The organism is Klebsiella sp. GB_Kp047 (assembly GCF_040065235.1).
Lineage (GTDB): Bacteria > Pseudomonadota > Gammaproteobacteria > Enterobacterales > Enterobacteriaceae > Klebsiella > Klebsiella quasipneumoniae.
The window spans coordinates 172852-195228 of record NZ_JBEAJG010000028.1 but is presented as its reverse complement, the minus strand read 5'-3'; the positions used below and the strand labels follow the sequence as shown (position 1 = coordinate 195228).

18 protein-coding genes, 1 tRNA gene and 2 pseudogenes are annotated in these 22377 nt (G+C 58.3%); 15 read left to right on the top strand and 6 right to left on the bottom strand.

Annotated elements, in window-relative coordinates:
- Positions 1–107: 107 nt before the first annotated feature.
- Positions 108–1715 (top strand): cytosine permease, encoded by a 1608-nt coding sequence (locus ABLV76_RS09385; protein WP_004205264.1) that lies wholly within the window; start codon positions 108–110, stop codon positions 1713–1715.
- Positions 1716–1767: 52 nt separating this feature from the next.
- On the opposite strand, the gene tsaD is transcribed toward ABLV76_RS09385, so the two are convergent.
- Complete coding sequence (gene tsaD, locus ABLV76_RS09380; RefSeq protein ID WP_002916879.1) at positions 1768–2781, bottom strand: tRNA (adenosine(37)-N6)-threonylcarbamoyltransferase complex transferase subunit TsaD; 1014 nt, start codon at positions 2779–2781, stop codon at positions 1768–1770.
- A gap of 237 nt (positions 2782–3018) precedes the next feature.
- On the opposite strand from tsaD, the gene rpsU reads away from it, so the two are divergent.
- The 3 genes from rpsU (at position 3019) to rpoD (ending at position 7152) form a co-directional block, all read left to right on the top strand.
- Positions 3019–3234 carry a 30S ribosomal protein S21 gene (gene rpsU, locus ABLV76_RS09375; RefSeq protein WP_001144069.1) on the top strand — a complete coding sequence of 72 codons (216 nt, stop codon included), beginning with the start codon at positions 3019–3021 and terminating at the stop codon, positions 3232–3234.
- 111 nt (positions 3235–3345) lie between these two features.
- Positions 3346–5091, top strand: a complete 1746-nt coding sequence (dnaG, locus tag ABLV76_RS09370) for a DNA primase (protein WP_017899733.1) — start codon at positions 3346–3348, stop codon at positions 5089–5091.
- A gap of 219 nt (positions 5092–5310) precedes the next feature.
- Positions 5311–7152 carry an RNA polymerase sigma factor RpoD gene (rpoD, locus tag ABLV76_RS09365; RefSeq protein WP_004174339.1) on the top strand — a complete coding sequence of 614 codons (1842 nt, stop codon included), beginning with the start codon at positions 5311–5313 and terminating at the stop codon, positions 7150–7152.
- Between the two features lie 99 nt (positions 7153–7251).
- On the opposite strand, the gene mug is transcribed toward rpoD, so the two are convergent.
- Complete coding sequence (mug, locus tag ABLV76_RS09360; RefSeq protein ID WP_004205266.1) at positions 7252–7758, bottom strand: G/U mismatch-specific DNA glycosylase; 507 nt, start codon at positions 7756–7758, stop codon at positions 7252–7254.
- Positions 7759–7882: 124 nt separating this feature from the next.
- On the opposite strand from mug, the gene ABLV76_RS09355 reads away from it, so the two are divergent.
- Both ABLV76_RS09355 and ABLV76_RS09350 read left to right on the top strand, forming a co-directional pair.
- Positions 7883–7958 (top strand) — tRNA-Ile (locus ABLV76_RS09355).
- A 568-nt stretch (positions 7959–8526) separates the two neighbouring features.
- Complete coding sequence (locus ABLV76_RS09350) at positions 8527–8799, top strand: hypothetical protein (RefSeq protein ID WP_004205279.1); 273 nt, start codon at positions 8527–8529, stop codon at positions 8797–8799.
- 68 nt (positions 8800–8867) lie between these two features.
- On the opposite strand, the gene ABLV76_RS09345 is transcribed toward ABLV76_RS09350, so the two are convergent.
- Positions 8868–9233 carry an HdeA/HdeB family chaperone gene (locus ABLV76_RS09345; protein ID WP_072140372.1) on the bottom strand — a complete coding sequence of 122 codons (366 nt, stop codon included), beginning with the start codon at positions 9231–9233 and terminating at the stop codon, positions 8868–8870.
- A gap of 300 nt (positions 9234–9533) precedes the next feature.
- Between ABLV76_RS09345 and evgA the strand changes: the two genes are divergently transcribed.
- Positions 9534–10148: an acid-sensing system DNA-binding response regulator EvgA gene (gene evgA / locus ABLV76_RS09340; protein ID WP_004205283.1), complete on the top strand. Its 615-nt coding sequence runs from the start codon at positions 9534–9536 to the stop codon at positions 10146–10148.
- Between the two features lie 4 nt (positions 10149–10152).
- Entirely contained in the window at positions 10153–13395 is a 3243-nt protein-coding gene (locus ABLV76_RS09335) for a transporter substrate-binding domain-containing protein (RefSeq protein WP_348878287.1), read from the top strand.
- A gap of 89 nt (positions 13396–13484) precedes the next feature.
- Here the strand turns inward: ABLV76_RS09335 and ABLV76_RS09330 are convergent, their stop codons facing one another.
- Entirely contained in the window at positions 13485–14147 is a 663-nt protein-coding gene (locus ABLV76_RS09330) for a YfdX family protein (protein ID WP_072140371.1), read from the bottom strand.
- Positions 14148–14386: 239 nt separating this feature from the next.
- Between ABLV76_RS09330 and ABLV76_RS09325 the strand changes: the two genes are divergently transcribed.
- The 3 genes and pseudogenes from ABLV76_RS09325 to ABLV76_RS09315 form a co-directional block, all read left to right on the top strand.
- Positions 14387–14962 (top strand): HdeD family acid-resistance protein, encoded by a 576-nt coding sequence (locus ABLV76_RS09325; protein ID WP_017899729.1) that lies wholly within the window; start codon positions 14387–14389, stop codon positions 14960–14962.
- 26 nt (positions 14963–14988) lie between these two features.
- Positions 14989–15294: an acid-activated periplasmic chaperone HdeB gene (hdeB, locus tag ABLV76_RS09320; protein ID WP_004206087.1), complete on the top strand. Its 306-nt coding sequence runs from the start codon at positions 14989–14991 to the stop codon at positions 15292–15294.
- A gap of 113 nt (positions 15295–15407) precedes the next feature.
- Positions 15408–15506 (top strand): annotated as a pseudogene (locus ABLV76_RS09315) (cobalamin adenosyltransferase); the annotation flags it as partial.
- On the opposite strand, the gene dhaR reads toward ABLV76_RS09315, so the two are convergent.
- A complete protein-coding gene (gene dhaR / locus ABLV76_RS09310; protein WP_348878286.1) occupies positions 15484–17409 on the bottom strand; it encodes a dihydroxyacetone kinase operon transcriptional regulator DhaR in 1926 nt (641 codons plus the stop codon). The pseudogene ABLV76_RS09315 and the gene dhaR sit on opposite strands and share 23 nt — an antisense overlap.
- Positions 17410–17510: 101 nt before the next feature.
- Positions 17511–18608 carry a glycerol dehydrogenase gene (locus ABLV76_RS09305; protein ID WP_008806556.1) on the bottom strand — a complete coding sequence of 366 codons (1098 nt, stop codon included), beginning with the start codon at positions 18606–18608 and terminating at the stop codon, positions 17511–17513.
- Between the two features lie 251 nt (positions 18609–18859).
- Here ABLV76_RS09305 and ABLV76_RS09300 point away from each other — a divergent pair.
- The 4 genes and pseudogenes from ABLV76_RS09300 to dhaM all read left to right on the top strand — a co-directional run bounded on the left by ABLV76_RS09300 (position 18860) and on the right by dhaM (position 22363).
- A pseudogene (locus ABLV76_RS09300) lies at positions 18860–19044 on the top strand (hypothetical protein).
- 173 nt (positions 19045–19217) lie between these two features.
- Positions 19218–20288 carry a dihydroxyacetone kinase subunit DhaK gene (gene dhaK / locus ABLV76_RS09295; RefSeq protein ID WP_049093385.1) on the top strand — a complete coding sequence of 357 codons (1071 nt, stop codon included), beginning with the start codon at positions 19218–19220 and terminating at the stop codon, positions 20286–20288.
- A 10-nt stretch (positions 20289–20298) separates the two neighbouring features.
- The gene (dhaL, locus tag ABLV76_RS09290; RefSeq protein ID WP_017899726.1) at positions 20299–20931 is read left to right on the top strand and encodes a dihydroxyacetone kinase subunit DhaL; all 633 of its coding nucleotides are present in this window, start codon (positions 20299–20301) and stop codon (positions 20929–20931) included.
- 10 nt (positions 20932–20941) lie between these two features.
- A complete protein-coding gene (gene dhaM, locus ABLV76_RS09285; RefSeq protein WP_048295610.1) occupies positions 20942–22363 on the top strand; it encodes a dihydroxyacetone kinase phosphoryl donor subunit DhaM in 1422 nt (473 codons plus the stop codon).
- The last annotated feature ends 14 nt before the right edge of the window (positions 22364–22377 follow it).

The window sequence follows — 22377 nt, the reverse complement described above, 5'->3', positions numbered from 1 at the left end:
CCTGCTCTCTCTTCTATCACCCTGCGCTCCCCTCCCCGCCACGCCTGCCCTGCAATATGGCATAAGGTTTGCTAATTCAAGTCATGCCTAACCATTAAGGAATGACTATGTCATCACTGGATCTCAACCCTGAATTACCCGCGACAGCGCGGACTTCCGGCTCCCGGGAAACCTTAGAAGATTATACCTTACGTTACGCCCCGCTGAGCTTCCGCCGCTGGGGACCGGGCGTCGTCGCGGTCACGGCGCTGGGCGGCATCGCCTATCTGGCGGACTTTTCCATCGGCGCCAGCATCGGTATGGCCTGGGGCACCAGCAACGCCATCTATTCGATCCTGGTGGCGGCGCTGGTGATCTTCCTCACCGGCATTCCGCTGGCGATCACCGCCGCGCGCTACAACATTGACCTTGACCTGATCACCCGCAGCGCCGGCTTCGGCTATTTCGGCTCGGTGATCACCAGCATTATTTTTGCCGGCTTCACCTTTATCTTCTTCGCCCTCGAAGGCTCGATCATGGCCCAGGGGCTGCTGGTGGGCCTCGGGATACCGCTGTGGATGGGGTATCTGATCGCCACCCTGATGGTGCTCCCGCTGGTGGTCTATGGCATGAAAGCCCTGACCCGCCTGCAGGTATGGACCACTCCACTGTGGCTGGTGCTGATGGTGGTGCCGGTGGTGTGGCTGATTGTCAAAGATCCGCAGCTGGTGGACGGCTTCCTGCATTTCGCTGGTAAAAACAGCGCGTCGACGGTGGATATCACCGCCATCATGCTCGGCGCCGGGGTATGCCTGTCGCTGATCATGCAGATTGGCGAGCAAATTGATTACCTGCGCTTTATGCCGCCTAAAACCGCGGAGAACCGTAAAAGCTGGTGGCTGGCGGTCTTTTCCGCCGGTCCGGGCTGGGTGGTGCTAGGCGCGATCAAACAGATCATCGGCGCCTTCCTCGGCTTCTATCTGTTGACCCGTTTTCCGGCGGTGCACAATACCGAACCGGTGCAGCAGTTCGTCAGCGTCTTCGATAATCTGGTGCCCGGCTGGCTGGCCCTGACGCTGGCGGTGGTGCTGGTGGTGATCTCGCAGATCAAAATTAACGTCACCAATGCCTACTCCGGCTCGTTGGCGTGGACCAGCGCCTGGACCCGCACCACCAAACGCTATCCGGGGCGGATTATTTTTGTGGTGGTCAATCTGGCGATTGCCCTGGCGCTGATGGAAGGCGATATGTTCAGCGCCCTGTCGTGGATCCTCGGCTTTTACTCCAACTTCGCTATCGCCTGGGTCGTGGTGGTGGCGACCGACATCACCTTTAATAAAGGCTTGCTCAAGCTGGCCCCGGCGCAGCCGGAATATCGTCGCGGCATGATCTACAACGTTAACCCGGTGGGCGTGGTTTCCTTTGGCCTGGCCGCCGGGCTGTCGATCTGCGCTTTCTTCGGCCTGCTGGGGACGACGTTGGCGCCGTTCTCGCCGCTGATCGCGTTGGTCGTCGCCTTTGTCATGACCCCGCTGATGGGGATCCTCACCCGCGGGCGCTACTATATTAAGCAGGTGGATGACGGGATCGCCGAACCGCGCTATGACGCGGCGGGGAACGCCTCGACCACCGTGTATCAATGCGTTAGCTGTGAGGAAGAGTACGAGCGCCCGGACGTGATGCATTCACATAAGCATCAGGGTGCCATCTGCTCACTGTGTAAAAGTATGGAGTAGTCAGGTAGGCAGGTAGGCAGGCCGACGTGACGTCGGCCTGTTTCAGGACGCTTTAGGCGGCAGGCAGCTCGGCCAGCGGCCAGCGCGGGCGGACCGTCACGCCGAGCTCAGCTTTGGCGCCGGTTTGCAGACGCACCATGCCGGCGTAGGCGATCATCGCGCCGTTATCGGTACAGAACTCAGGGCGGGCGTAGAATACCTCACCGCCGCGTTTTTGCATCATCTCCGCCAGCTTCGCCCGCAGGGTGCGGTTGGCGCTCACGCCTCCCGCCATCACCAGACGCTTAAAGCCGGTTTGCTCCAGCGCGCGGCGACATTTAATCATCAGCGTATCGACAACCGCATCCTCAAACGCGCGGGCGATGTCGGCGCGGGTTTGTTCATCGTCGCCGTTGCTGCGAATGGTGTTGGCGGCGAAGGTCTTCAGTCCGGAGAAGCTGAAGTCCAGCCCCGGACGGTCGGTCATCGGACGCGGGAAGACGAAGCGGCCTTCAGTACCCTGGGACGCCATTTTCGACAGCATCGGCCCGCCGGGATAATCCAGCCCCAGCAGTTTCGCGGTTTTATCAAAGGCTTCGCCCGCCGCATCGTCAATCGACTCGCCCAGCAGTTCGTACTGGCCGATACCGGTGACGCTGATCAGCTGCGTATGGCCACCGGAAACCAGCAGCGCGACGAACGGGAACGCCGGCGGGTTATCTTCCAGCATCGGCGCCAGCAGGTGCCCTTCCATATGGTGTACCGGGATCGCCGGCACGTTCCAGGCGAAGGCCAGCGACCGGCCAACGGTCGCCCCGACCAGCAGCGCGCCGACCAGGCCAGGACCCGCCGTATAGGCGACGGCGTCGATATCTTTCGCCGTCAGGCCGGCCTCTTTCAGCGCCGCCTGGATCAGCGGCACCGTTTTGCGCACGTGGTCGCGCGATGCCAGCTCCGGCACCACGCCGCCGTAGTCCGCATGCAGTTTCACCTGACTATACAATTGGTTGGCTAACAGACCTTGCTGGTCGTCATAAATCGCGATGCCGGTTTCATCGCAGGATGTTTCAATGCCCAGTACACGCATGAGTTGTTTTACCTCGCTTCAATACCGCGCAGTGTAGGTCCAATGACCGGCGATGTAAAACTTTGCTCACCCCTGGTGTTCTCTTCGTGTATACTCCTCACCCTTATAAAAGTCCCTTTCAAAAAAGGCGCAGGTGCTTTACAAAGCAGCAGTAGTTGCAGTAAAATTCCGCACCATTTTGAAATAAGCTGGCATTGCGGCCAGCGGCAAACCGAATTAATCAAAGGTGAGAGGCACATGCCGGTAATTAAAGTACGTGAAAACGAGCCGTTCGACGTAGCTCTGCGTCGCTTCAAGCGTTCCTGCGAAAAAGCAGGTGTTCTGGCGGAAGTTCGTCGTCGTGAGTTCTATGAAAAACCGACTACCGAACGTAAGCGCGCTAAAGCTTCTGCAGTGAAACGTCACGCGAAGAAACTGGCTCGCGAAAACGCACGCCGTACTCGTCTGTACTAATCTGTTGAGAGCGACGCTCTCAATTCAGACCGAGTTGTAGTTGTAAGGCCGTGCTTCCGAAAGGAATGCGCGGCTTATTTTCGTTTATAGTCATCAGAAATAACGGGGCTTATGGCTGGACGAATTCCACGTGTATTTATTAGCGATCTGCTTGCCAGAACCGACATCGTCGATCTGATCGATGCGCGGGTAAAGCTGAAAAAGCAGGGCAAAAATTTTCACGCGTGCTGTCCGTTCCATAACGAAAAAACCCCCTCTTTCACCGTCAACGGTGAAAAACAGTTTTACCACTGCTTCGGCTGCGGGGCGCACGGCAATGCTATCGATTTCCTGATGAACTACGACAAGCTCGAGTTCGTGGAAACGGTCGAAGAGCTGGCCGCCATGCACAACCTCGAAGTGCCTTATGAAGCAGGCAACGGACCCAGCCAGATAGAGCGCCATCAACGGCAGAACCTCTACCAGTTACTGGATGGTCTGAATACGTTTTATCAACAGTCTCTGATGCAGCCCGCCGCCGACCCTGCGCGCCAGTACCTGGCAAAACGGGGGTTAAGCAGCGAGGTGATTACGCGCTTTGCCATCGGCTATGCTCCCCCAGGTTGGGATAACGTTTTAAAACGTTTTGGCGGCAATCAGGAAAACCGCCAGTCGCTTATTGATGCCGGCATGCTGGTCACCAACGATCAGGGACGCAGTTACGACCGCTTCCGCGAACGGGTGATGTTCCCCATCCGCGATAAGCGAGGCCGGGTGATTGGGTTTGGCGGACGGGTGCTGGGCGATGCCCTGCCGAAGTATCTCAACTCCCCGGAAACCGACATATTCCATAAAGGCCGTCAGCTATATGGCCTGTATGAAGCGCAGCAGGACAACCCCGAACCACCGCGTTTGCTGGTTGTCGAAGGCTATATGGACGTCGTGGCGCTGGCGCAGTACGACATCAATTATGCTGTCGCCTCGCTGGGTACCTCGACCACGGCCGATCATATCCAGCTGCTGTTCCGGGTGACCAATAACGTCATCTGCTGCTACGACGGCGACCGGGCCGGCCGCGATGCCGCCTGGCGCGCGCTGGAGACGGCGCTGCCGTACATGACCGATGGTCGCCAGCTGCGTTTTATGTTTCTGCCTGACGGCGAAGACCCGGATACGCTGGTGCGTAAAGAGGGCAAAGCGGCGTTCGAGGCGCGGATGGAGCAGGCTCAGCCGCTCTCCACGTTCTTGTTTAACAGCCTGCTGCCGCAGGTCGACCTGAGCACGCCGGACGGGCGCGCGCAGCTGAGCACGCTGGCGCTGCCGCTGATAACCCAGGTGCCGGGCGAAACCCTGCGCATCTATTTGCGTCAGGAGCTGGGCAACAAGCTGGGCATTTTAGATGACGCCCAGCTTGAACGTTTAATGCCAAAACAGGCGGAAAATGGCGCCCCGCGCCCCGCACCACAGCTAAAACGCACGACCATGCGTATACTGATAGGACTGCTGGTGCAAAACCCGGATCTGGCGCCGTTAGTCCCACCGCTGGAGGGGCTGGACTCGCGCAAAATGCCGGGGCTGAGCCTGTTCGGCGAGCTGGTGAAGAGCTGTCTGGCGCAGCCTGGTCTGACAACCGGGCAACTTTTAGAGCAATATCGCGGCACAAAAGAGGCCGCAACCCTTGAAAAACTGTCGATGTGGGACGATATAGCAGATAAAGATATCGCTGAACAAACCTTCACCGACTCGCTCAACCATATGTTTGATTCACTGCTGGAACTGCGACAGGAAGAGTTGATTGCTCGCGATCGCACACACGGTTTAAGCAGTGAGGAACGCCGGGAGCTCTGGACCATCAGCCAGGAGCTGGCGAAAAAATAAATGACAGACTCAGTCATTCACGTTGCATTGATGCAGCAGCAGAACGCAGAGCAACGTGAAGGACACCGTATTTAACGGCTTAAGTGCCGAGTATCGATCGGGAAGCCCCCGACAGCCGCGCAGAGGCGCAGCGGCAATAATATAAGTACGCCCTCGCTTTAAATGTCGACAGCCCGCCTGTCGACACCAATCAAACGAATTAAGTGTGGATACCGTCTTATGGAGCAAAACCCGCAGTCACAGCTGAAGCTTCTTGTCCAACGTGGTAAGGAGCAAGGCTATCTGACCTATGCCGAGGTCAATGACCATCTGCCGGAAGATATCGTCGATTCCGATCAGATCGAAGACATCATCCAAATGATCAACGACATGGGCATTCAGGTGATGGAAGAAGCACCGGATGCCGATGATCTGATGCTTGCCGAAAACACCGCGGATGAAGATGCTGCCGAAGCCGCCGCGCAGGTGCTCTCCAGCGTGGAATCCGAAATCGGGCGTACGACCGACCCGGTGCGCATGTACATGCGTGAAATGGGTACCGTAGAGCTGCTGACCCGTGAAGGCGAAATCGACATCGCCAAACGCATTGAAGACGGCATCAACCAGGTGCAGTGCTCCGTTGCCGAATACCCGGAAGCGATCACCTACCTGCTTGAGCAGTACGACCGCGTGGAAGCGGAAGAAGCCCGTCTGTCCGATCTGATCACCGGTTTCGTCGATCCGAACGCCGAAGAAGATATGGCGCCGACCGCCACCCACGTTGGCTCCGAGCTGTCTCAGGAAGAGATGGATGACGACGAAGACGAAGACGAAGATGAAGACGCCGACGACAACAGCGATGACGACAACAGCATCGACCCTGAGCTGGCCCGTGAGAAGTTCGCCGAGCTGCGTACCCAGTACGAGCTGACCCGCGACACTATCAAAGCCAAAGGTCGTAGCCATGCCGCCGCCCAGGAAGAGATCCTGAAGCTGTCTGAAGTCTTCAAGCAGTTCCGCCTGGTGCCGAAGCAGTTCGATTACCTGGTCAACAGCATGCGTAGCATGATGGATCGCGTTCGTACTCAGGAACGTATCATCATGAAGCTGTGCGTTGAGCAGTGCAAAATGCCGAAGAAAAACTTCATCACCCTGTTCACCGGCAACGAAACCAGCGAAACCTGGTTCAACGCCGCGGTGGCGATGAACAAGCCGTGGTCCGAGAAGCTGCTGGAAGTGAAAGAAGACGTGCAGCGCGGCCTGCAGAAGCTGCAGCAGATCGAAGAAGAGACCGGCCTGACCATCGAGCAGGTGAAGGATATCAACCGTCGCATGTCCATCGGTGAAGCGAAAGCCCGCCGTGCGAAGAAAGAGATGGTGGAAGCGAACCTGCGTCTGGTTATCTCGATCGCCAAGAAATACACCAACCGCGGTCTGCAGTTCCTCGACCTGATTCAGGAAGGCAACATCGGTCTGATGAAAGCGGTGGATAAGTTCGAATACCGTCGCGGCTACAAGTTCTCGACCTACGCTACCTGGTGGATCCGTCAGGCGATCACCCGCTCCATCGCGGATCAGGCGCGCACCATCCGTATTCCGGTGCATATGATTGAGACCATCAACAAGCTCAACCGTATCTCCCGTCAGATGCTGCAGGAGATGGGCCGTGAACCGACCCCGGAAGAGCTGGCTGAGCGCATGCTGATGCCGGAAGACAAAATCCGTAAAGTGCTGAAGATCGCCAAAGAGCCTATCTCCATGGAAACGCCGATCGGCGACGATGAAGATTCGCATCTGGGGGATTTCATCGAGGATACCACCCTCGAGCTGCCGCTGGATTCCGCGACCACCGAGAGCCTGCGTGCGGCAACGCACGACGTGCTGGCCGGCCTTACCGCTCGTGAAGCGAAAGTCCTGCGTATGCGTTTCGGTATCGACATGAACACCGACCACACGCTGGAAGAAGTGGGTAAACAGTTCGACGTTACTCGCGAACGTATCCGTCAGATCGAAGCGAAGGCGCTGCGTAAACTGCGCCACCCGAGCCGTTCTGAAGTGCTACGTAGCTTCCTCGACGATTAATCGTCGCGGGACAGCGTCCACAGCCGGTTAAAAAGCTCCCTGCGGGGAGCTTTTTTTATGGCGTTTCGCTGGCCGCTCGGGGAAAGCCGCCGCTCTCCGCTACTGACCGCGGGTCGCCAGGGCATCATCCAGTTCACGATAGGCCGCCACCAGCTTATCGAGCGTCGCCCGGTTTAAACCGCTGGGATTGGGCAGCACCCACACCTGGGTCGTGCCAATGGTCATCGCCTGTTTCCCCCACTTCGCCCCGCGCTGGTTAAAGGCCAGCTCGAAGGCCTGCTTGCCGAGCACCGCCAGGGCCTGCGGCTGATACTCCTCAATCTTCTTCACCAGCTCACGGCCGCCGCTGCGCAGCTCCTGCAGGGCGACCTCGCTGGCCTGCACCGTCGGGCGCTCAACCAGCATGGTGATGCCGCAGCGCGTATCCAGCAGCTGCAGCTCCTCTTCCGGCCTGAGCTGCCGATCGGTAAAACCGGCCTGATGGATGACCTTCCAGAAGCGGTTGCCAGGATGGGCAAAATGAAAGCCGGTATGGGCGGAAGACTTCCCCGGGTTGATACCGCAAAAGACGACGCGCAGGCCCGGCGCAAGGATATCGCTAATCATGTTTTCTCCGGCTGTATGGCTAAAACATGATTATAAAGGATTGAAAATGCATTGTTTATAAAAACAGCAGCTGCGCGCTTTACGCTGGATTGCAACCGTCAGTTACTTTATAATCCCTCGCCACGGCCCCTTAGCTCAGTGGTTAGAGCAGGCGACTCATAATCGCTTGGTCGTTGGTTCAAACCCAACAGGGGCCACCAAATTTTAGCAGTAAATACATACAGTTAGGCCACTCTAAAGAGTGGCTTTTTTGTTTCTAAATTTTAGAATAGCGATAAAATGGCAACATAAGCCGTTGAGCAATGCGCGTGGTCAGCATTTTCTTGCCATTCCGCTAAGAGGATAAAAAATCCGTTATCGCGAAAAGGAAAATTTACGCTTACGCTAAAATAGACAGTGCTCTATCCTGGCAAAAGTTTGCGCAGGCCATCTGCGTTGCCCACCTCCCGAAGCCAGTCCATCATTGCCGCGTTCCTGTTTACTCTGTCTTACTACGCAAGGTCGGCATAAAACACCTTTCATTCCCGCAACGCTGGAATTCATACTGCTCACGATAACTTTAACAATTCAGGCCAATTTCCGAAAAATACCCCTTCCCTTTACCAGCTGATCAAAATCAACACCCCCCTCCCGTCGCTCATATATACAACCCGCTGACTCACACAAAAGGATGAAAATATGAAAATACGGGATATATCAGTCAGTACCTGTCTGGCACTGTTATTAACGGGTTGCGTAGCTAAACCACCGATGGCGACGGAAAGCGAAATGAAAGAAGCCGCCGCTTTTGCCTTTAATGTCGATGTTTCGCAGGTGACCATTTCCGATGCGAAGCAGCAGGATGTGAAAACCAACTTTGTGGCGACCATCGGCAACACCCGCCATCGCTGCTATGTGACTAAAGCCGCCGAGCCGAAACTGTATGGACTGATCCCGCTGGGCGGCAGTAGCACCGTCTCGGATGCCATCTGTGCCGGCGCCAACCCGACGCCAGCGAGCAAAACCTGCGACGCCCTGTCGAAAAAAGCGGGCCGCTGCTGATCTTCGGCGCAGAAATTGGCCGCTAACTGCACGTTTAGTCACTTTTTCTGCCGCTTTACCGCGGTCGCTTAGTTCAGCGACCGCACCTGCTGATAAGAATTGAGCCGTTCCCGCAGCGAAGTCAGCCAGGCATCTGGCTCCTGACGGCAGATTTCGGTGAGGATCGGCGTCAGCACCAGCTCGGCTTCATGGAAGTCGGTCCACTCCGGCGGCTGCAGGGAAAAAGGATCGTTCATCAGCCAGATCACCATCGGCGTCCAGGTGCGCGGATCCAGCTGCAGATAATCCTGACAGCGCATCATATCGCGCGTCCGCGCCTCAGTGGTCGTCACGTCCTTTCCCACCGCGGCGTTACTTATTGCCAGGACGATTATTCCTGCCATCAGACGTTTCCAAGCCCATTTTCGCCAGAGGGGGCGCTTTGCTTTTACCATTGTTATTATTTTACCTGCCAGCTGTCACCGGACGATATTCCCGGCACCTCACCTTAAAAAGCGCAGATTAATCGTTTGCATTTTTTTTAACAGCAGACAGCGCTGAAGCAAGCGAACGCCTTTTCCTACAGCTGTCATCCCGATATGCAAATATATTCGGCAGGCACACATCCACAATATTTTCCCGGCCGAAAACGATTTGTGTTACAATTGCGCCTTATTACGGCACCGATAAAAATAACCCCCGCCGCACCTGCATCAGGCATCGCCCTCTTTTTTCATATCAGGATTTACGCCCCCATGAATGCGATAATCATTGACGATCATCCATTGGCACGTATCGCCATTCGCAACCTTCTCGACAGCAACGGCATTACCGTCGCAGCGGAACTCGACAGCGGCGCCCATGCGGTACAGACCGCCGAAACCATGCAGCCTGACCTGCTGATCGTCGACGTTGATATTCCGGAACTCAGCGGCATAGACGTTCTGGAGCAGCTGCGAAAACGCCGCTACCGGGGAAAAATCATCGTCATTTCCGCCAAGAATGAACTGTTTTACGGCAAACGTAGCGCCGACTGCGGGGCCAATGGTTTTGTGAGTAAAAAAGAGGGAATGAATAATATCCTCGCCGCGATCGACGCGGCCAATAATGGCTACAGCTATTTCCCTTTTTCACTGGAGCGCTTCTGCACCCACGGCATCACCGATCAGGACCGACTGGATACGCTGTCAACGCAGGAGATGAAGGTCTTCCGCTATATTCTCAGCGGCATCGACTACACCACCATCGGCAGCAAAATGAATATCAGCAATAAGACGGTAAGCACCTATAAGGTCCGTCTGATGGATAAATTAGGCTGCAGCTCCCTGCTTGAGCTTTATGACTTTGCGCAACGCAATAAAATAGGGTGATGGCATGGTCGTTCGTCTTATTTTATCCCTGATTGTCGGGCTGGCGCTGAGTCTCTCTCCCTCCGCGTTTGCCATGAAGCAACTGGAGCTGAAAAGCCATGCCCACATTGCGGCGATCGACATTCCGCTCAACGATAAGGCAAAGGCCTGGCTGGCCGCCCAGCCAACGCTGATCGTCGGCACCTGGCTCCCTGAGATGACGCCCGTCGTCTACGACAGCGACGAAGAAAGCTATCAGGGGATTAACGCCGACTATCTGGCGCTGATGGCGCACAGCCTCGGGCTAAAGGTGGTTATCCGCCAATATGACACCGAGCAGCAGGCGCTGGCCGCCCTGGCCGACCGCCAGGTCGATACCCTGCTCACTCAGGTGGCGCACCGGGATGCGCTCGCCCCGGGCCTGGTTCAATCCGCACCGCTGATCAAAACCTGGCCGACGCTGGTCACCTCGCTAAAATCCCCCCTGCCGCCGCTAACCACCGACCGCCGCGTCAAGCTAGCCTGCACCCGCGATTGCGCCTTTTTCGATATTATTCAACAGGCGTTTCCCAACGCCAAAATCACCCTTTATGATAGCGACTATCAGGCCCTCGCCTCGGTGGTCAGCGGCGAGAATCAGTATTTCATCGGCAACAACATCACCACCGGCCACTGCATCTCGAAATATTTCTCGCAATCGCTGGTCATCACGCACTATTTTCGTCAGCAGGAGCAGCACAACCGCTTTGTCACCCGTGAAGATCGACCGGCGCTGCACCAGCTCCTTGACCGTTTTATCCACGCCATCGACAGCGATACCGCGATGCGGATCATGCAAAACTGGCTCAACCGCGGCGATCTGTCGTTTCTTAATACCCCGTTGCCTTTTACCGCTGAGGAGCAGCGCTGGCTGCGGAAGCATCGTCACATCCGCCTGCTGGTTAACCCCTACTTTCCACCTTTTACCCTGGTGGATGACGAAGATGAGCTGCGCGGCATCATGGCCGATATGCTGAATATTTTCTCACTACAGACCGGGCTGCAGTTTGACCCTATTCTGGTGCGCAATCGTCAGGATCTGGCAAAGCGCATGGAAAAAGAGGATTGGGCGATCATGCCCGCCGCGACCCTGACCCCGCAGCCGCAGGCTTACGTCACCCTCAGCGAGCCGCTCATTAACGTGGCCTTTGTGCTGGTCGCCCGCGGCAGCGCGCCCGACCCGCATCTGCTGACGCGCCCGGCACGGATCGCCCTGCCGGTGGGGCCGATCGCCGCCCACGACCTGAAAGCGCGCTTTCCGCAGGTTAACTGGGTGGAGACGGATAACGTTGGTGTCGCCATGAAGATGGTGGAGGAAGGCGAGGCGGATGCCGCCGTGGCCTCGGAGCTTTCCGCCCGCTATATGATCGATCACTACTATCCGCAAGATCTTCACTACACCCGCATCGATGGACTCCCGGTCGCCGCCATTCGGCTGGCGATCCCACGCGATGAACCGGTGCTGGCCGCCGTGCTCAACAAAGCGCTGCAGGCCATTCCGCCGCGGGATATTCTGCAGATGACCGAGAAGTGGTCGAAAATCTCCAGCCAGCAAATAGAGAACTGGAGCCAGTACAGCCGCCAGTTTTACCAGCTGATCGCCTTCGCGCTGGTGCTGATCGCCATCAGCCTCGGCTGGGGACTCTCCCTGTGCCGGGAAGTGTGCAAACGTAAAGACTCTCAGCAGCGGCTGGAGGAGGAGCTGGCGCAGAAGGAGGCCCTCTCCTGCGCGCTGGAGCGGGAAAAAGACAAAGCGATTCAGGCGACAAAAGCCAAGAGTCGCTTTCTGGCCAGCATGAGCCACGAGCTGCGCACGCCGGTGAGCGCCATCGTCGGCTTTCTGGAACTGCTGGCGAAACCGGAGCTGAACGTCGGTCAGCGTAAAGAGGCGATCGAGCTGGCGGGGTCGACGGCGCAAACCCTGCTGGGGCTGATCGGTAATATTCTCGATATCGACAAGATTGAGTCGGGAAAATACCAGATCACCCCACAGTGGAGCGATGTGGCGCAGGTGGTGTCGCAGCAGTGCCACACCTTCGGCGCGCTGGCGCAGCAGAAGGGGATCGCGCTGCATAGCCATCTCCCTCTGCAGGAGGGGATCGCGCTGTGGGTCGACCCTCAGGCGCTGCGGCAAATTCTCAATAATCTCATCGGCAATGCGCTGAAGTTTACCGCCGAGGGCGCGATTCAGATCTCCTGCCGGCTGGCGCAGGCGGATGAGACACAGGGAGAGCTGACCCTCATCGTTAGCGACAGCGGCTGCGGGATCAGTGAAGCAGAGCAGGCCACCCTCTTTCATCGCTATGCCCAGGCGCGCCAGGGACGCCAGCAGACCGGCTCCGGGCTGGGGCTGGTCATTTGCCAGGAGCTGGTTACGTTGATGCAGGGCCGGCTGGAGATGGTCAGCCGTCCGGGCGTGGGGACCACTTTCACCATCACGCTGCCGGTCAGGGTGAGTCGCTGCGCGATTCACGCGCCACAGGCGTTGCCCGCCAGGCCGCAGGCCCTGCCCGGGCTGTCGATATTGATAGCGGACGACCACCCCACCAACCGGCTGTTGCTCAAACGCCAGCTCAACACTATCGGCTACAGTGTCGATGAAGCCTGCGACGGTGAAGAAGCGGAGAATAAGCTCGCCGGCAAACATTACGATCTGCTGATCACGGACCTCAATATGCCGAAGAAAGATGGCCTGGCGCTGGCGGCGTCGTTACGCCGACGCTACCCGAGCCTGGTGATTTGGGGAGTGACCGCCAGTGCGCTGCCGCAGTCGCGGGAGGCATGTCTGGCCAGCGGCATGAATATGTGTCTGTTTAAGCCAGTGTCGGTTCAGACGCTGAGCCATGAGCTCAGCCGCTTAGCGGTGGGCCACGCATCACCTAACGCCGCCCGGCATCTGAAGCTCAGCGTGCTGACCGAAAATACGGGGGGAGACCAGGCGCTGATGGCTGAGATGCTGGAGACGTTCCGCGATGCGTCGGCCACAGATTTACAGGCCGCCGGACAGGCTATCGCCCGGCATGAACCGCAGACCTTTCTGCGGGCGCTGCACCGTCTGCACGGTTCAGCACAAATCCTGGGGATTACTGCGCTACAACAACTGTGCGCCCCTTTTGAGGCTAAGCGACCTGATTCGCTGACGCCGGCAAGCTGTCTGGAGGTGGTACAGCACATCACCGGCATCCTGTGCGAGATCGATGGCGAAATCGACGCCCTCATCGGCCGCTAGCCGTTCCGGTCGGGCAGTCCGCTGCCCGACCGCTAAGGGGACATCCTTGTCAGTCTCTTCCTCTGCGCTCTCTCAGGGTGGAACGAGGATCAGTTACCCGCCACCAGCATCTCGCTGTCCACCACGATGCCCTCTTCAGCGCCTTTCAGCACCAGATTCGCTTCGTAATACTTCCCGGCTTTCAGCAGTTTTTGCGCCTGCGCCACCGCCTTACGGGTCTGGTTAAGCGGCATCAGATACTGGTTCTCAATCACGCCAATACCGGCCAGGCGCAGGGTATCGATAGCCCCTTTCTGATCGCCTTTCGCCAGTTTTTCGTTGGCAGATTTAATGGCACTCTCTTTTTCCGGGGTGGCCACATAGTCTTCAGACAAGGCGATGGTCGCATTGATCACCACATAGCGATCGGCGATCATTTTGGCTGTCGCGTCGGTTTTCACGAACTTCGCCCAGCTGGCGTCATCGGCGGCCAGCAGCGCGGCGGCGTCGTCTGTCAGTTTTTTGGCGCTCTCCGGCTGGCCGTGAAACAACGCCAGACGGGCGAACTGGACGTCGCGCATCGCGTTCGCGCCCTGAACCGCCACCTGTAACACATCGGCGGCTTCTTTCTGCACCTGCGCTGTGGCTGCCGCGGCAGGCGCTGCCGTCGCGTTATCTGCTGCCCACACCGGAGAGGTACCCATCATGGTTGCCAGCAGGCTCGCCAGAATGACTTTTTTCATCGTTAACTCCTGATTAAAATCGGTAAGCATCACCAAACGCAGCCAGCTTAAAAAATATCGTAGTTATTGAGAATCAGAGCCCGGAATCGATATTGCGGGCCTTGTCTGACAGCTGTCAGACAAGGCGTATAAAGTGACCTCAGCACTCTTATTTACGCCTGGCGATGGCACGGCCTACTATTTTCCTCAGACATTTCTTTTGGCCCGCTGAATAAATCATAACGTATTTTATTCAGCGTCAGGCCGCCAACCGGATCTGCGGAGCAATTATGTTTATGTTTAGCCATTACACCTTAAATGCGTTTAGCCCACGCGTCTTCATTCGATATAAACGGCATGCCGGCATGATGGCCGCCCTGCTGTTTATCTGCGGAGCCTGTTGTCTGGCCTGGCCATTGGTCGCCGGCTGGTATCTCGCCACGGTGACCGGCATGTTGTTCATGATCTGCGGCTTCTATTCGCTATACAGCCTGATTGTTTTCCGTCAGCAGCACTGGAAATCACGCCTGGTGGCGCTGATCTTCGCCATCGCCTGGATCGTGCTCGGCCTGAGTTTTGTCGTCAATCCCCTCAACGGCATGAGCAGTCTGGCCTTTTTATTCGGCCTTTTATTTGTTCTCGGCGGTATTTCCCGCATCGTCAGCGGATGTAAAACCCGAAAACAAAGCGGCGCTGGCTGGAATATTTTTATCGGTCTGCTGGATTTAATTATCGCCTGCCTGTGGCTGGCAATGAACCCGCAGCAAAGCTGGTTATTTATTACCGCATTTATCGGCGTTGAAATGATATTTAGCGCCATCGGCTTTCTGGTCCTGAGAAATAAGATGAAGCATGCTCGGGCTTAAGCCGTATTTTATGACTGGAGAAGAAAATGAATTTACCTAAAGCACTCGTATTGACCGTGGCGGCGACCACATTCTGTCTGATGACCAGCCCGGCATTCGCGGTACAGGAAACCACACCGCAGAATATGACCTGTCAGGAATTTATGGATATGAACCCGAAAAGCATGACCCCGGTGGCCTTCTGGGTAGTGAATCGCAACACCGACTTCAGCGGCGGGGACTATGTCGACTGGCATGAAGTCGAGACCGTCTCGGTGCCGAAAATGCTGCAGCAGTGCCACAAGAACCCCGCCGCTAAACTCGGCGACCTCAACTCGGTTATTAAAAAATAAGCCATCCCCCGGCGCTCGCCGGGGAAAGTTAACCTCGTTACCCGCCGTTATGCGGCGGGCCCCGTCACACTCATCGCTAGCGCATTCGCACGGCAGAGGATGGCCAATTTGGCCCACTGCGCGACGCGCTCAAACGCTACAGCAATCGTCTGTCGGACGCCCTGTTCTCCATGGCGCGTATCGAGAAGACTAGGCCTGATGCTTGCGCTTGAACTGGCTGGCGTCGATATCGTACTGCTTCATTTTGCGCCACAGGGTGGTGCGGCCAATATTCAGCAGTTGCGACATCTCCTGCACCCGCCCGCTGGTCACCCGGGCAGCGTGAATGATGGCCTCTTTTTCGATGGCGCTAAAGGTCAGGCTGGCCGGCAGCAGCGATGAGCCGCTATCGACCCCCGGCCGATCGGAAAAGAGATATTCCGGCAGGTTGCTTAGCCGAATGTGGCCGTTGTCGCTGCTGATGGCAATGTTCTCTATCACGCTGTTAAGCTCAAAATCATTTCCCGGCCACGAGTAGGCCACCAGTTGGGCCAGCGCGTCATCGTCCACTTTCAGCCGCGAAGAGAAACGCTTCTCCAGGCTCTTCAGCCGGTTATGCACCAGCGACGGGATGCTGTTGCGCCGGGCGCGCAGCGGGGGGATGACAATCTCGAAGGAGTGCAGCGCATAGTACAGCTGGCGGCTAAAGCGGTTCTGTTCCACCAGGTTGGCCAGATCGACGGTGGTGGTGGCGATCACCTTCACATCCACCGGGATCAGGCGGCGGGCGTCGAGGCGGGTAAGCACTCCCTGCTTAATCACCTGCAGCAGGGCCGACTGCAGCTCCGGCGCCAGATACTCAATTTTTTCCAGAAACAGGGTGCCGCCATTGGCCAGCTCAAGGCGGCTCAGGCGGCCATTTTCATCGTCAGTGGGGGCGTTGCCCATAAAGTCCTGGCCCAGCACGCTGTCGGCATACAGCTGGCAGTTGACGGCGATATAGGGGCCGCCCGCCCGCTCGCTTTCATTGTGGATGGCCTGGCTCAGCAGCTCTTTCCCCACCCCTTCTTCACCGCACAGCAGCACCGGGAAGCCGCCGCGCGCCGCCTGGCGGCCAAAGTGGATCAGCCGCCGGGTTTCCGGATCGTCGGCTGACATCTGCTCAAAGGTGTGGCTGACTTTGCCCAGCTGGCTGGTCATCAGCTGCCGCATCTGCTCCACCGGGTGCAGCAGCAGAATAAAGCTGTTGCCTTGCGCCTCGACGATCGGTTTTAAGGTGATCACCGCGTCGATAAACTGGTGCTGGCTTTCAAAGGTAACTTCAACGTGATTCAGGCCGCGGGCGTGTTTGATGGCCCGGCGCAGCAGCGCCGGAAGGGTCACCAGATCGGCGATATTTTTCCCCTGGCTGGCCTGGGCATCAAGATGCAGCAGTCTCGCCGCCTGAACATTGAGAAATTGCAGCACCCCCTGTTCGTTCCACGCCATCACCCCGTCGTCCATGCTCTCCAGCAGGCCGTACATCTGATTAAGGTGGCGGTTGGATTCCGCCAGCAGGCTGTCGGTGAGCAGGGAATTGCCCACCTCGCGGGCGATGGCCAGCGTCAGGGAAAGGTCGGCGCTGGACTGGTGCTCCACCAGACAGCAAAGCGAGATAGAGCCGAACAGGCGCCCGTGGTTATCGAACACCGGCGTCGAACAAAAGCTCCATGGCTGCAGGGCCTGCTTAAAATGCCGATCGCCGGCGGTGTTGATCGGCTGCCCCTGCATCGCGGCCAGCGACAGCGCGCAGGTGCCGATAATGCTCTCCGCGCAGTAGCTGCCGTCGCGAAATCCCAGGTCAGCCAACTGCGCCAGCGTTTGCGGTTCGCCGCAGCGGCTCAGGATGCAGGCGGTCTCATCAAGAATAAACAGCGCGCAGGGGCGACCGTCCATAAACTCCCAGGCGTCCTCCAGCGCCGCCTGACCGATGGTCAGCAGCGCGGTTTTACGCCGACAGATAGAGTCAAAAGTCAGGCCCTGGGCCTGGTGCGGCGTTTGCCAGGTTTCACGCTGCATAAACTTGCTGCAGCGATGCCATGACTGGGCGATGACGGCAGAGACCGCCTTCCCGGTATCCTGAGTCTGAACAGTCATACTGTTTTCCGCGTTTTACCATAGAGAACCCCTCCGGCAGCCACTGCCAGAGGGGAGAAAGAAAAACCGCTGACCGGCGCCAGCGGTTTAGCCACCGCGAATTAACGCGCCAGCCACTGCTGGCCTAACAGATCGGCGGTGAGGATAGCGGCGTGCACGCTTTCCGGGGTCACCGCGAACGGCATATTGTGGATGGTCTCCCCTTCCGCGCAGGTGGCTTTCGCCACCGCGGCGATTTTCGCGTCGATCCCCTCTTTGACGCCCATCTGCGCGAGGGTCACCGGCAGGCCGACGCGCTGGCAGAAGCCCAGCACGGTTTCAATCTCGTCCATCGGGCTGTTCTGCAGCACCAGCTGCGCCAGGGTGCCGAAGGCCACTTTCTCGCCGTGATACAGGTGGTGACACTCTTCCAGAATGGTGAAACCGTTGTGGATCGCGTGGGCGGCGGCCAGGCCGCTGCTTTCAAAGCCAATGCCGCTGAGGTAGGTGTTCGCTTCGATGATGCGCTCCAGCGCTTCGGTCACCACCCCGGCCTGCGCCGCCAGACGGGCCTTTTCGCCCTCCGCCAGCAGCGTATCATAGCACAGGCGGGCCAGGCTCAGCGCCGCCTCGGTGGACTGCCCCCCGGCCATGCTGGTGGCGCGCGCATCGTAGCAGGCTTTGGCCTCAAACCAGGTGGAGAGCGCATCGCCCATGCCGGAGACCAGCAGGCGTACCGGCGCTTTGGCGATAATCGCCGTGTCCATCACCACCATATCCGGGTTTTTCGGATAGATCAGATACTCTTCAAACTCGCCCGCTTCGGTGTAGATCACCGACAGCGCGCTGGTCGGCGCATCGGTCGAAGCGATGGTCGGGATCACCACCACCGGCAGCTTCTGGTAGTAACCGATCGCCTTCGCGGTATCGAGGGTTTTACCGCCGCCGATGCCAACCACGCCGCGGCAGCCCTGTTTTTGCAAAATCGCCATCAGGCGGTTAATTTCCGCATGGCTGCATTCGCCGTTAAACCGTTCCGCATGGCAGCGAATATCGTGACTCTGCAGGCCATTCACCACTTTCTCCCCCGCCAGCTTCATCACGAAGTCGTCAGCGATGACGAAGAAGCTCTCCGCCAGGTTTTTGGCATATTGACCGAACAGGACAGCAGCATCAGGACCCTGAAGATATTTGGCTGGAGATTGAATAACTTTTAGCATTCCTTTCACCCTCAAATAAGTGCGCATGTAGACATGATGAGCCCTAGCGTTATCCGCGCCGGCCGGTAAAGCGCGGCCTCAACGGAATGTACCGGAGCAGTGCGATCACTGTAGGGCCGGCAGGGAACAAAAAAATCTTTCGCCTTTTTGTTCTGATATGAAACACAGGTTAAATTTTTACGTTCCATATTGGAACAAAAAGCCCTGTTCTCCGTCAGGATTGCGATCCCGATCCGCTCCTCTGCCGCATAATTCCCCTACCATCCCCCTTTAGCGGCAGGCTTTTCCCGCGCAGCTGCGTGAAAATCAGCGAAAAATTTTTTCCGCCTACTGTGCCGGCTGCGATGACCGGGGCTTAAAGCAGGTGAAAAAAAGCGCGCCAGCTCGCATTTTCACCGTTTTCTCAGCAAAAACGTTCCATAAAGAAACAAAATAAGCAGGCGATGTTTCGTAATGAAACCCAATCGCCGGGGCATTCTTTTTTTCGTCCGCTCAGCCAGAATCATCATATCGCCAGGCACGCTGCACCGTCAGACGATACCCCTACGCGATGACCGCCTCCGCCAGCAGAGAGGCCGCATCGAACCTTCTCCAACGGAGCACTGAATAATGAAAAAGCTGATTAACCGTGTTGAAGATGTACTGAATGAACAATTACAGGGGCTTGCTAAAGCCCACCCGCAGCTGACCCTGCATCAGGACCCGCTGTACGTCACCCGCGCCGATGCGCCGGTGGCCGGCAAGGTCGCCCTCCTCTCCGGCGGCGGCAGCGGCCATGAGCCAATGCACTGTGGCTATATCGGCCAAGGGATGCTTTCTGGCGCCTGCCCGGGGGAAATCTTCACCTCGCCGACGCCGGATAAAATGTTCGAATGCGCGATGCAGATTGACGGCGGCGAAGGCGTCCTGCTGATTATCAAAAACTACACCGGCGACATCCTGAACTTCGAAACCGCCACCGAGCTGCTGCATGAGAGCGGCATTAAAGTCACCACCGTGGTGGTCGACGACGACGTGGCGGTGAAGGACAGTCTCTATACCGCAGGCCGCCGCGGCGTCGCCAATACCGTACTGATCGAAAAACTGGTCGGCGCCGCCGCCGAGCGCGGCGATTCGCTGGAGGCCTGCGCTGAACTGGGGCGCCGCCTGAATAATCTCGGTCACTCCATTGGCATCGCCCTCGGCGCCTGCACCGTACCGGCCGCCGGACAACCTTCCTTTACCCTGCAGGACGATGAAATGGAGTTCGGCGTCGGCATTCACGGCGAGCCGGGCATCGACCGCCGTCGCTTCAGCTCGCTGAACCAAACCGTCGATGAGATGTTCGATACCCTGCTGGAGAATGGCGCCTACAGCCGCACGCTGCGCCAGTGGGATACCGTCAAGGGCGCGTGGCAGGAAGTGAAGCAGAGCAAAACCGCGCTGCAAAACGGCGACCGGGTCATCGCGCTGGTCAATAACCTCGGCGCCACCCCGCTGTCCGAACTGTACGGTGTGTATCACCGTCTCGCCCAGCGCTGCGAAGCGTCCGGCATCATCATCGAACGCAACCTCGTCGGTAGCTACTGTACCTCGCTGGATATGGCGGGCTTCTCCATCACTCTGCTGAAAGTGGATGATGAGACGCTGGCGCTATGGGACGCCCCGGTTCATACCCCGGCGCTAAACTGGGGAAACTAAGGAGCACGACATGTCACTGAACAGAACGCAAATCGTCGACTGGCTGTACCGCTGCGGCGATATCTTCACCAAAGAGAGCGATTTTCTCACCGGCCTCGATAAAGAGATCGGCGATGCCGATCACGGCCTGAACATGCACCGCGGCTTCAGCAAGGTGGTGGAAAAGCTGCCGTCGATTGCCGATAAAGATATTGGCTTTATCCTCAAAAACACCGGCATGACGCTGCTCTCCAACGTCGGCGGCGCCAGCGGCCCGCTGTTCGGCACCTTCTTCATTCGCGCCGCGCAGGTCACTCAGGCTCACCAGAGCCTGACGCTCGACGAACTGTACCTGATGATCCGCGAAGGCGCGGACGGCGTCGTCAACCGCGGCAAAGCGGAGCCGGGGGATAAAACCATGTGCGACGTCTGGCTGCCGGTGGTGGACTCCCTGCGCCAGTCCAGCGAGCAGCACCTGTCGATCGCCGCCGCGCTGGATGCCGCCTGCAAAGCAGCGGAAGCCGGCGCCCACAGCACCATCACCATGCAGGCGCGCAAAGGCCGCGCCAGCTACCTTGGCGAACGCAGCATCGGCCATCAGGATCCGGGCGCCACGTCAGTGATGTTTATGATGCAGATGTTGGCCGCCGCGGCCAAAGAGTAAGGAAATCGCGATGGTAAACCTGGTTATTGTTTCTCATAGCGCCCGGCTGGGCGAAGGTGTCGGAGAACTGGCCCGGCAGATGTTAATCAACGACGGCTGCAAGCTGGCGATCGCCGCCGGGATCGACGACCCCGACAGCCCGATCGGCACCGACCCGATCAAGGTCATGGAAGCGATCGAATCCGTCGCCGACACCGACCACGTGCTGGTGATGATGGATATCGGCAGCGCGTTGCTCAGCGCCGAGACCGCTCTCGATCTGCTCGATCCGGCGATTGCCGCGAAGGTGCGGCTGTGCGCCGCGCCGCTGGTGGAGGGGACGCTGGCGGCCACCGTCAGCGCCGCCTCCGGCGCCGGGATCGACAAAGTGATCGCCGACGCCATGAACGCCCTGGAGGCCAAACGGATCCAGCTGGGTTTACCTTCGCCAACCCCTGACGCCGCCCCGACGCCGACGCTTGCCGACGATGGCGACAGCAAATCGCTTGCGGTGGTCATACAGAACCACAACGGCCTGCACGTGCGTCCGGCGTCGAAGCTGGTCGCCGCGCTGGCAGGCTTTAACGCCGATCTGCTGCTGGAGAAAAACGGGAAGTGCGTCAAACCGGACAGCCTCAACCAAATCGCCCTGTTGCAGGTGCGACGCAACGACAAGCTGCGCCTGCTGGCCCGTGGGCCAGAGGCCGATGCGGCGCTGGCGGCGTTTCAGGCGCTGGCCGCCGATAACTTCGGCGAATCGCCTGCGGCGCAACCGGCAGCGGCCCCGGCCACCTCCGGGCGCGTCGAAGGCATCGCGCTGCGCTATTCGCTGGCCCTGATCCAACCGGTGCGTCCAGCCGCCGCCGATGTCGCCCGCGAGCAGCAGCGACTGCGCCGGGCCATCGACCAGACGCTGGCGGAGCTCACCGCCCTGACCGAGCTGGCGGAGAATAAATTTAACGCCGACATCGCGGCGATTTTCGCCGGGCACCACACCCTGCTCGACGATGAGGATCTGTTTGATGCCGCCAACGATCGTCTGCTCACCGAGCCGTGCTCGGCGGAATGGGCGTGGCATCAGGTGCTGATGGAGCTCAGCCAGCAGTATCGCCAGCTGGATGACCCCTATCTGCAGGCGCGCTATATCGATATCGAAGATATTCTGCAGCGCACCCTGCGCCATCTGCAGGACGTTCAGGAGACGCTGCCGACGCCCGGCGAGCCGACCATTATTATCGCCGACAACATGTTCCCGTCGACCGTCCTGCAACTGGATGCCAGTCGCGTCAAAGGCCTGTGCCTGCGCGACGGCAGCGAACAGGCCCACGGCGCGATTATCGCCCGCGCGGCGGGGATCGCCTGGCTGTGCCAGCAGGGCGAGGCGCTGAACAGCGTGCAGCCCGGCGAGCCCATCACGCTCGATATGCGCCACCAGCGCCTTATCCGCCACTAAATCCACTTTGACCG

Excerpts from the sequence above, each read along its gene's own strand:
- ABLV76_RS09385 (WP_004205264.1), top strand. The coding sequence starts at position 108 with ATGTCATCACTGGATCTCAACCCTGAATTACCCGCGACAGCGCGGACT.
- tsaD (WP_002916879.1), bottom strand. The coding sequence starts at position 2,781 with ATGCGTGTACTGGGCATTGAAACATCCTGCGATGAAACCGGCATCGCG.
- rpsU (WP_001144069.1), top strand. The coding sequence starts at position 3,019 with ATGCCGGTAATTAAAGTACGTGAAAACGAGCCGTTCGACGTAGCTCTG.
- dnaG (WP_017899733.1), top strand. The coding sequence starts at position 3,346 with ATGGCTGGACGAATTCCACGTGTATTTATTAGCGATCTGCTTGCCAGA.
- rpoD (WP_004174339.1), top strand. The coding sequence starts at position 5,311 with ATGGAGCAAAACCCGCAGTCACAGCTGAAGCTTCTTGTCCAACGTGGT.
- mug (WP_004205266.1), bottom strand. The coding sequence starts at position 7,758 with ATGATTAGCGATATCCTTGCGCCGGGCCTGCGCGTCGTCTTTTGCGGT.
- ABLV76_RS09350 (WP_004205279.1), top strand. The coding sequence starts at position 8,527 with ATGAAAGAAGCCGCCGCTTTTGCCTTTAATGTCGATGTTTCGCAGGTG.
- ABLV76_RS09345 (WP_072140372.1), bottom strand. The coding sequence starts at position 9,233 with ATGGTAAAAGCAAAGCGCCCCCTCTGGCGAAAATGGGCTTGGAAACGT.
- evgA (WP_004205283.1), top strand. The coding sequence starts at position 9,534 with ATGAATGCGATAATCATTGACGATCATCCATTGGCACGTATCGCCATT.
- ABLV76_RS09335 (WP_348878287.1), top strand. The coding sequence starts at position 10,153 with ATGGTCGTTCGTCTTATTTTATCCCTGATTGTCGGGCTGGCGCTGAGT.
- ABLV76_RS09330 (WP_072140371.1), bottom strand. The coding sequence starts at position 14,147 with ATGCTTACCGATTTTAATCAGGAGTTAACGATGAAAAAAGTCATTCTG.
- ABLV76_RS09325 (WP_017899729.1), top strand. The coding sequence starts at position 14,387 with ATGTTTATGTTTAGCCATTACACCTTAAATGCGTTTAGCCCACGCGTC.
- hdeB (WP_004206087.1), top strand. The coding sequence starts at position 14,989 with ATGAATTTACCTAAAGCACTCGTATTGACCGTGGCGGCGACCACATTC.
- dhaR (WP_348878286.1), bottom strand. The coding sequence starts at position 17,409 with ATGACTGTTCAGACTCAGGATACCGGGAAGGCGGTCTCTGCCGTCATC.
- ABLV76_RS09305 (WP_008806556.1), bottom strand. The coding sequence starts at position 18,608 with ATGCTAAAAGTTATTCAATCTCCAGCCAAATATCTTCAGGGTCCTGAT.
- dhaK (WP_049093385.1), top strand. The coding sequence starts at position 19,218 with ATGAAAAAGCTGATTAACCGTGTTGAAGATGTACTGAATGAACAATTA.
- dhaL (WP_017899726.1), top strand. The coding sequence starts at position 20,299 with ATGTCACTGAACAGAACGCAAATCGTCGACTGGCTGTACCGCTGCGGC.
- dhaM (WP_048295610.1), top strand. The coding sequence starts at position 20,942 with ATGGTAAACCTGGTTATTGTTTCTCATAGCGCCCGGCTGGGCGAAGGT.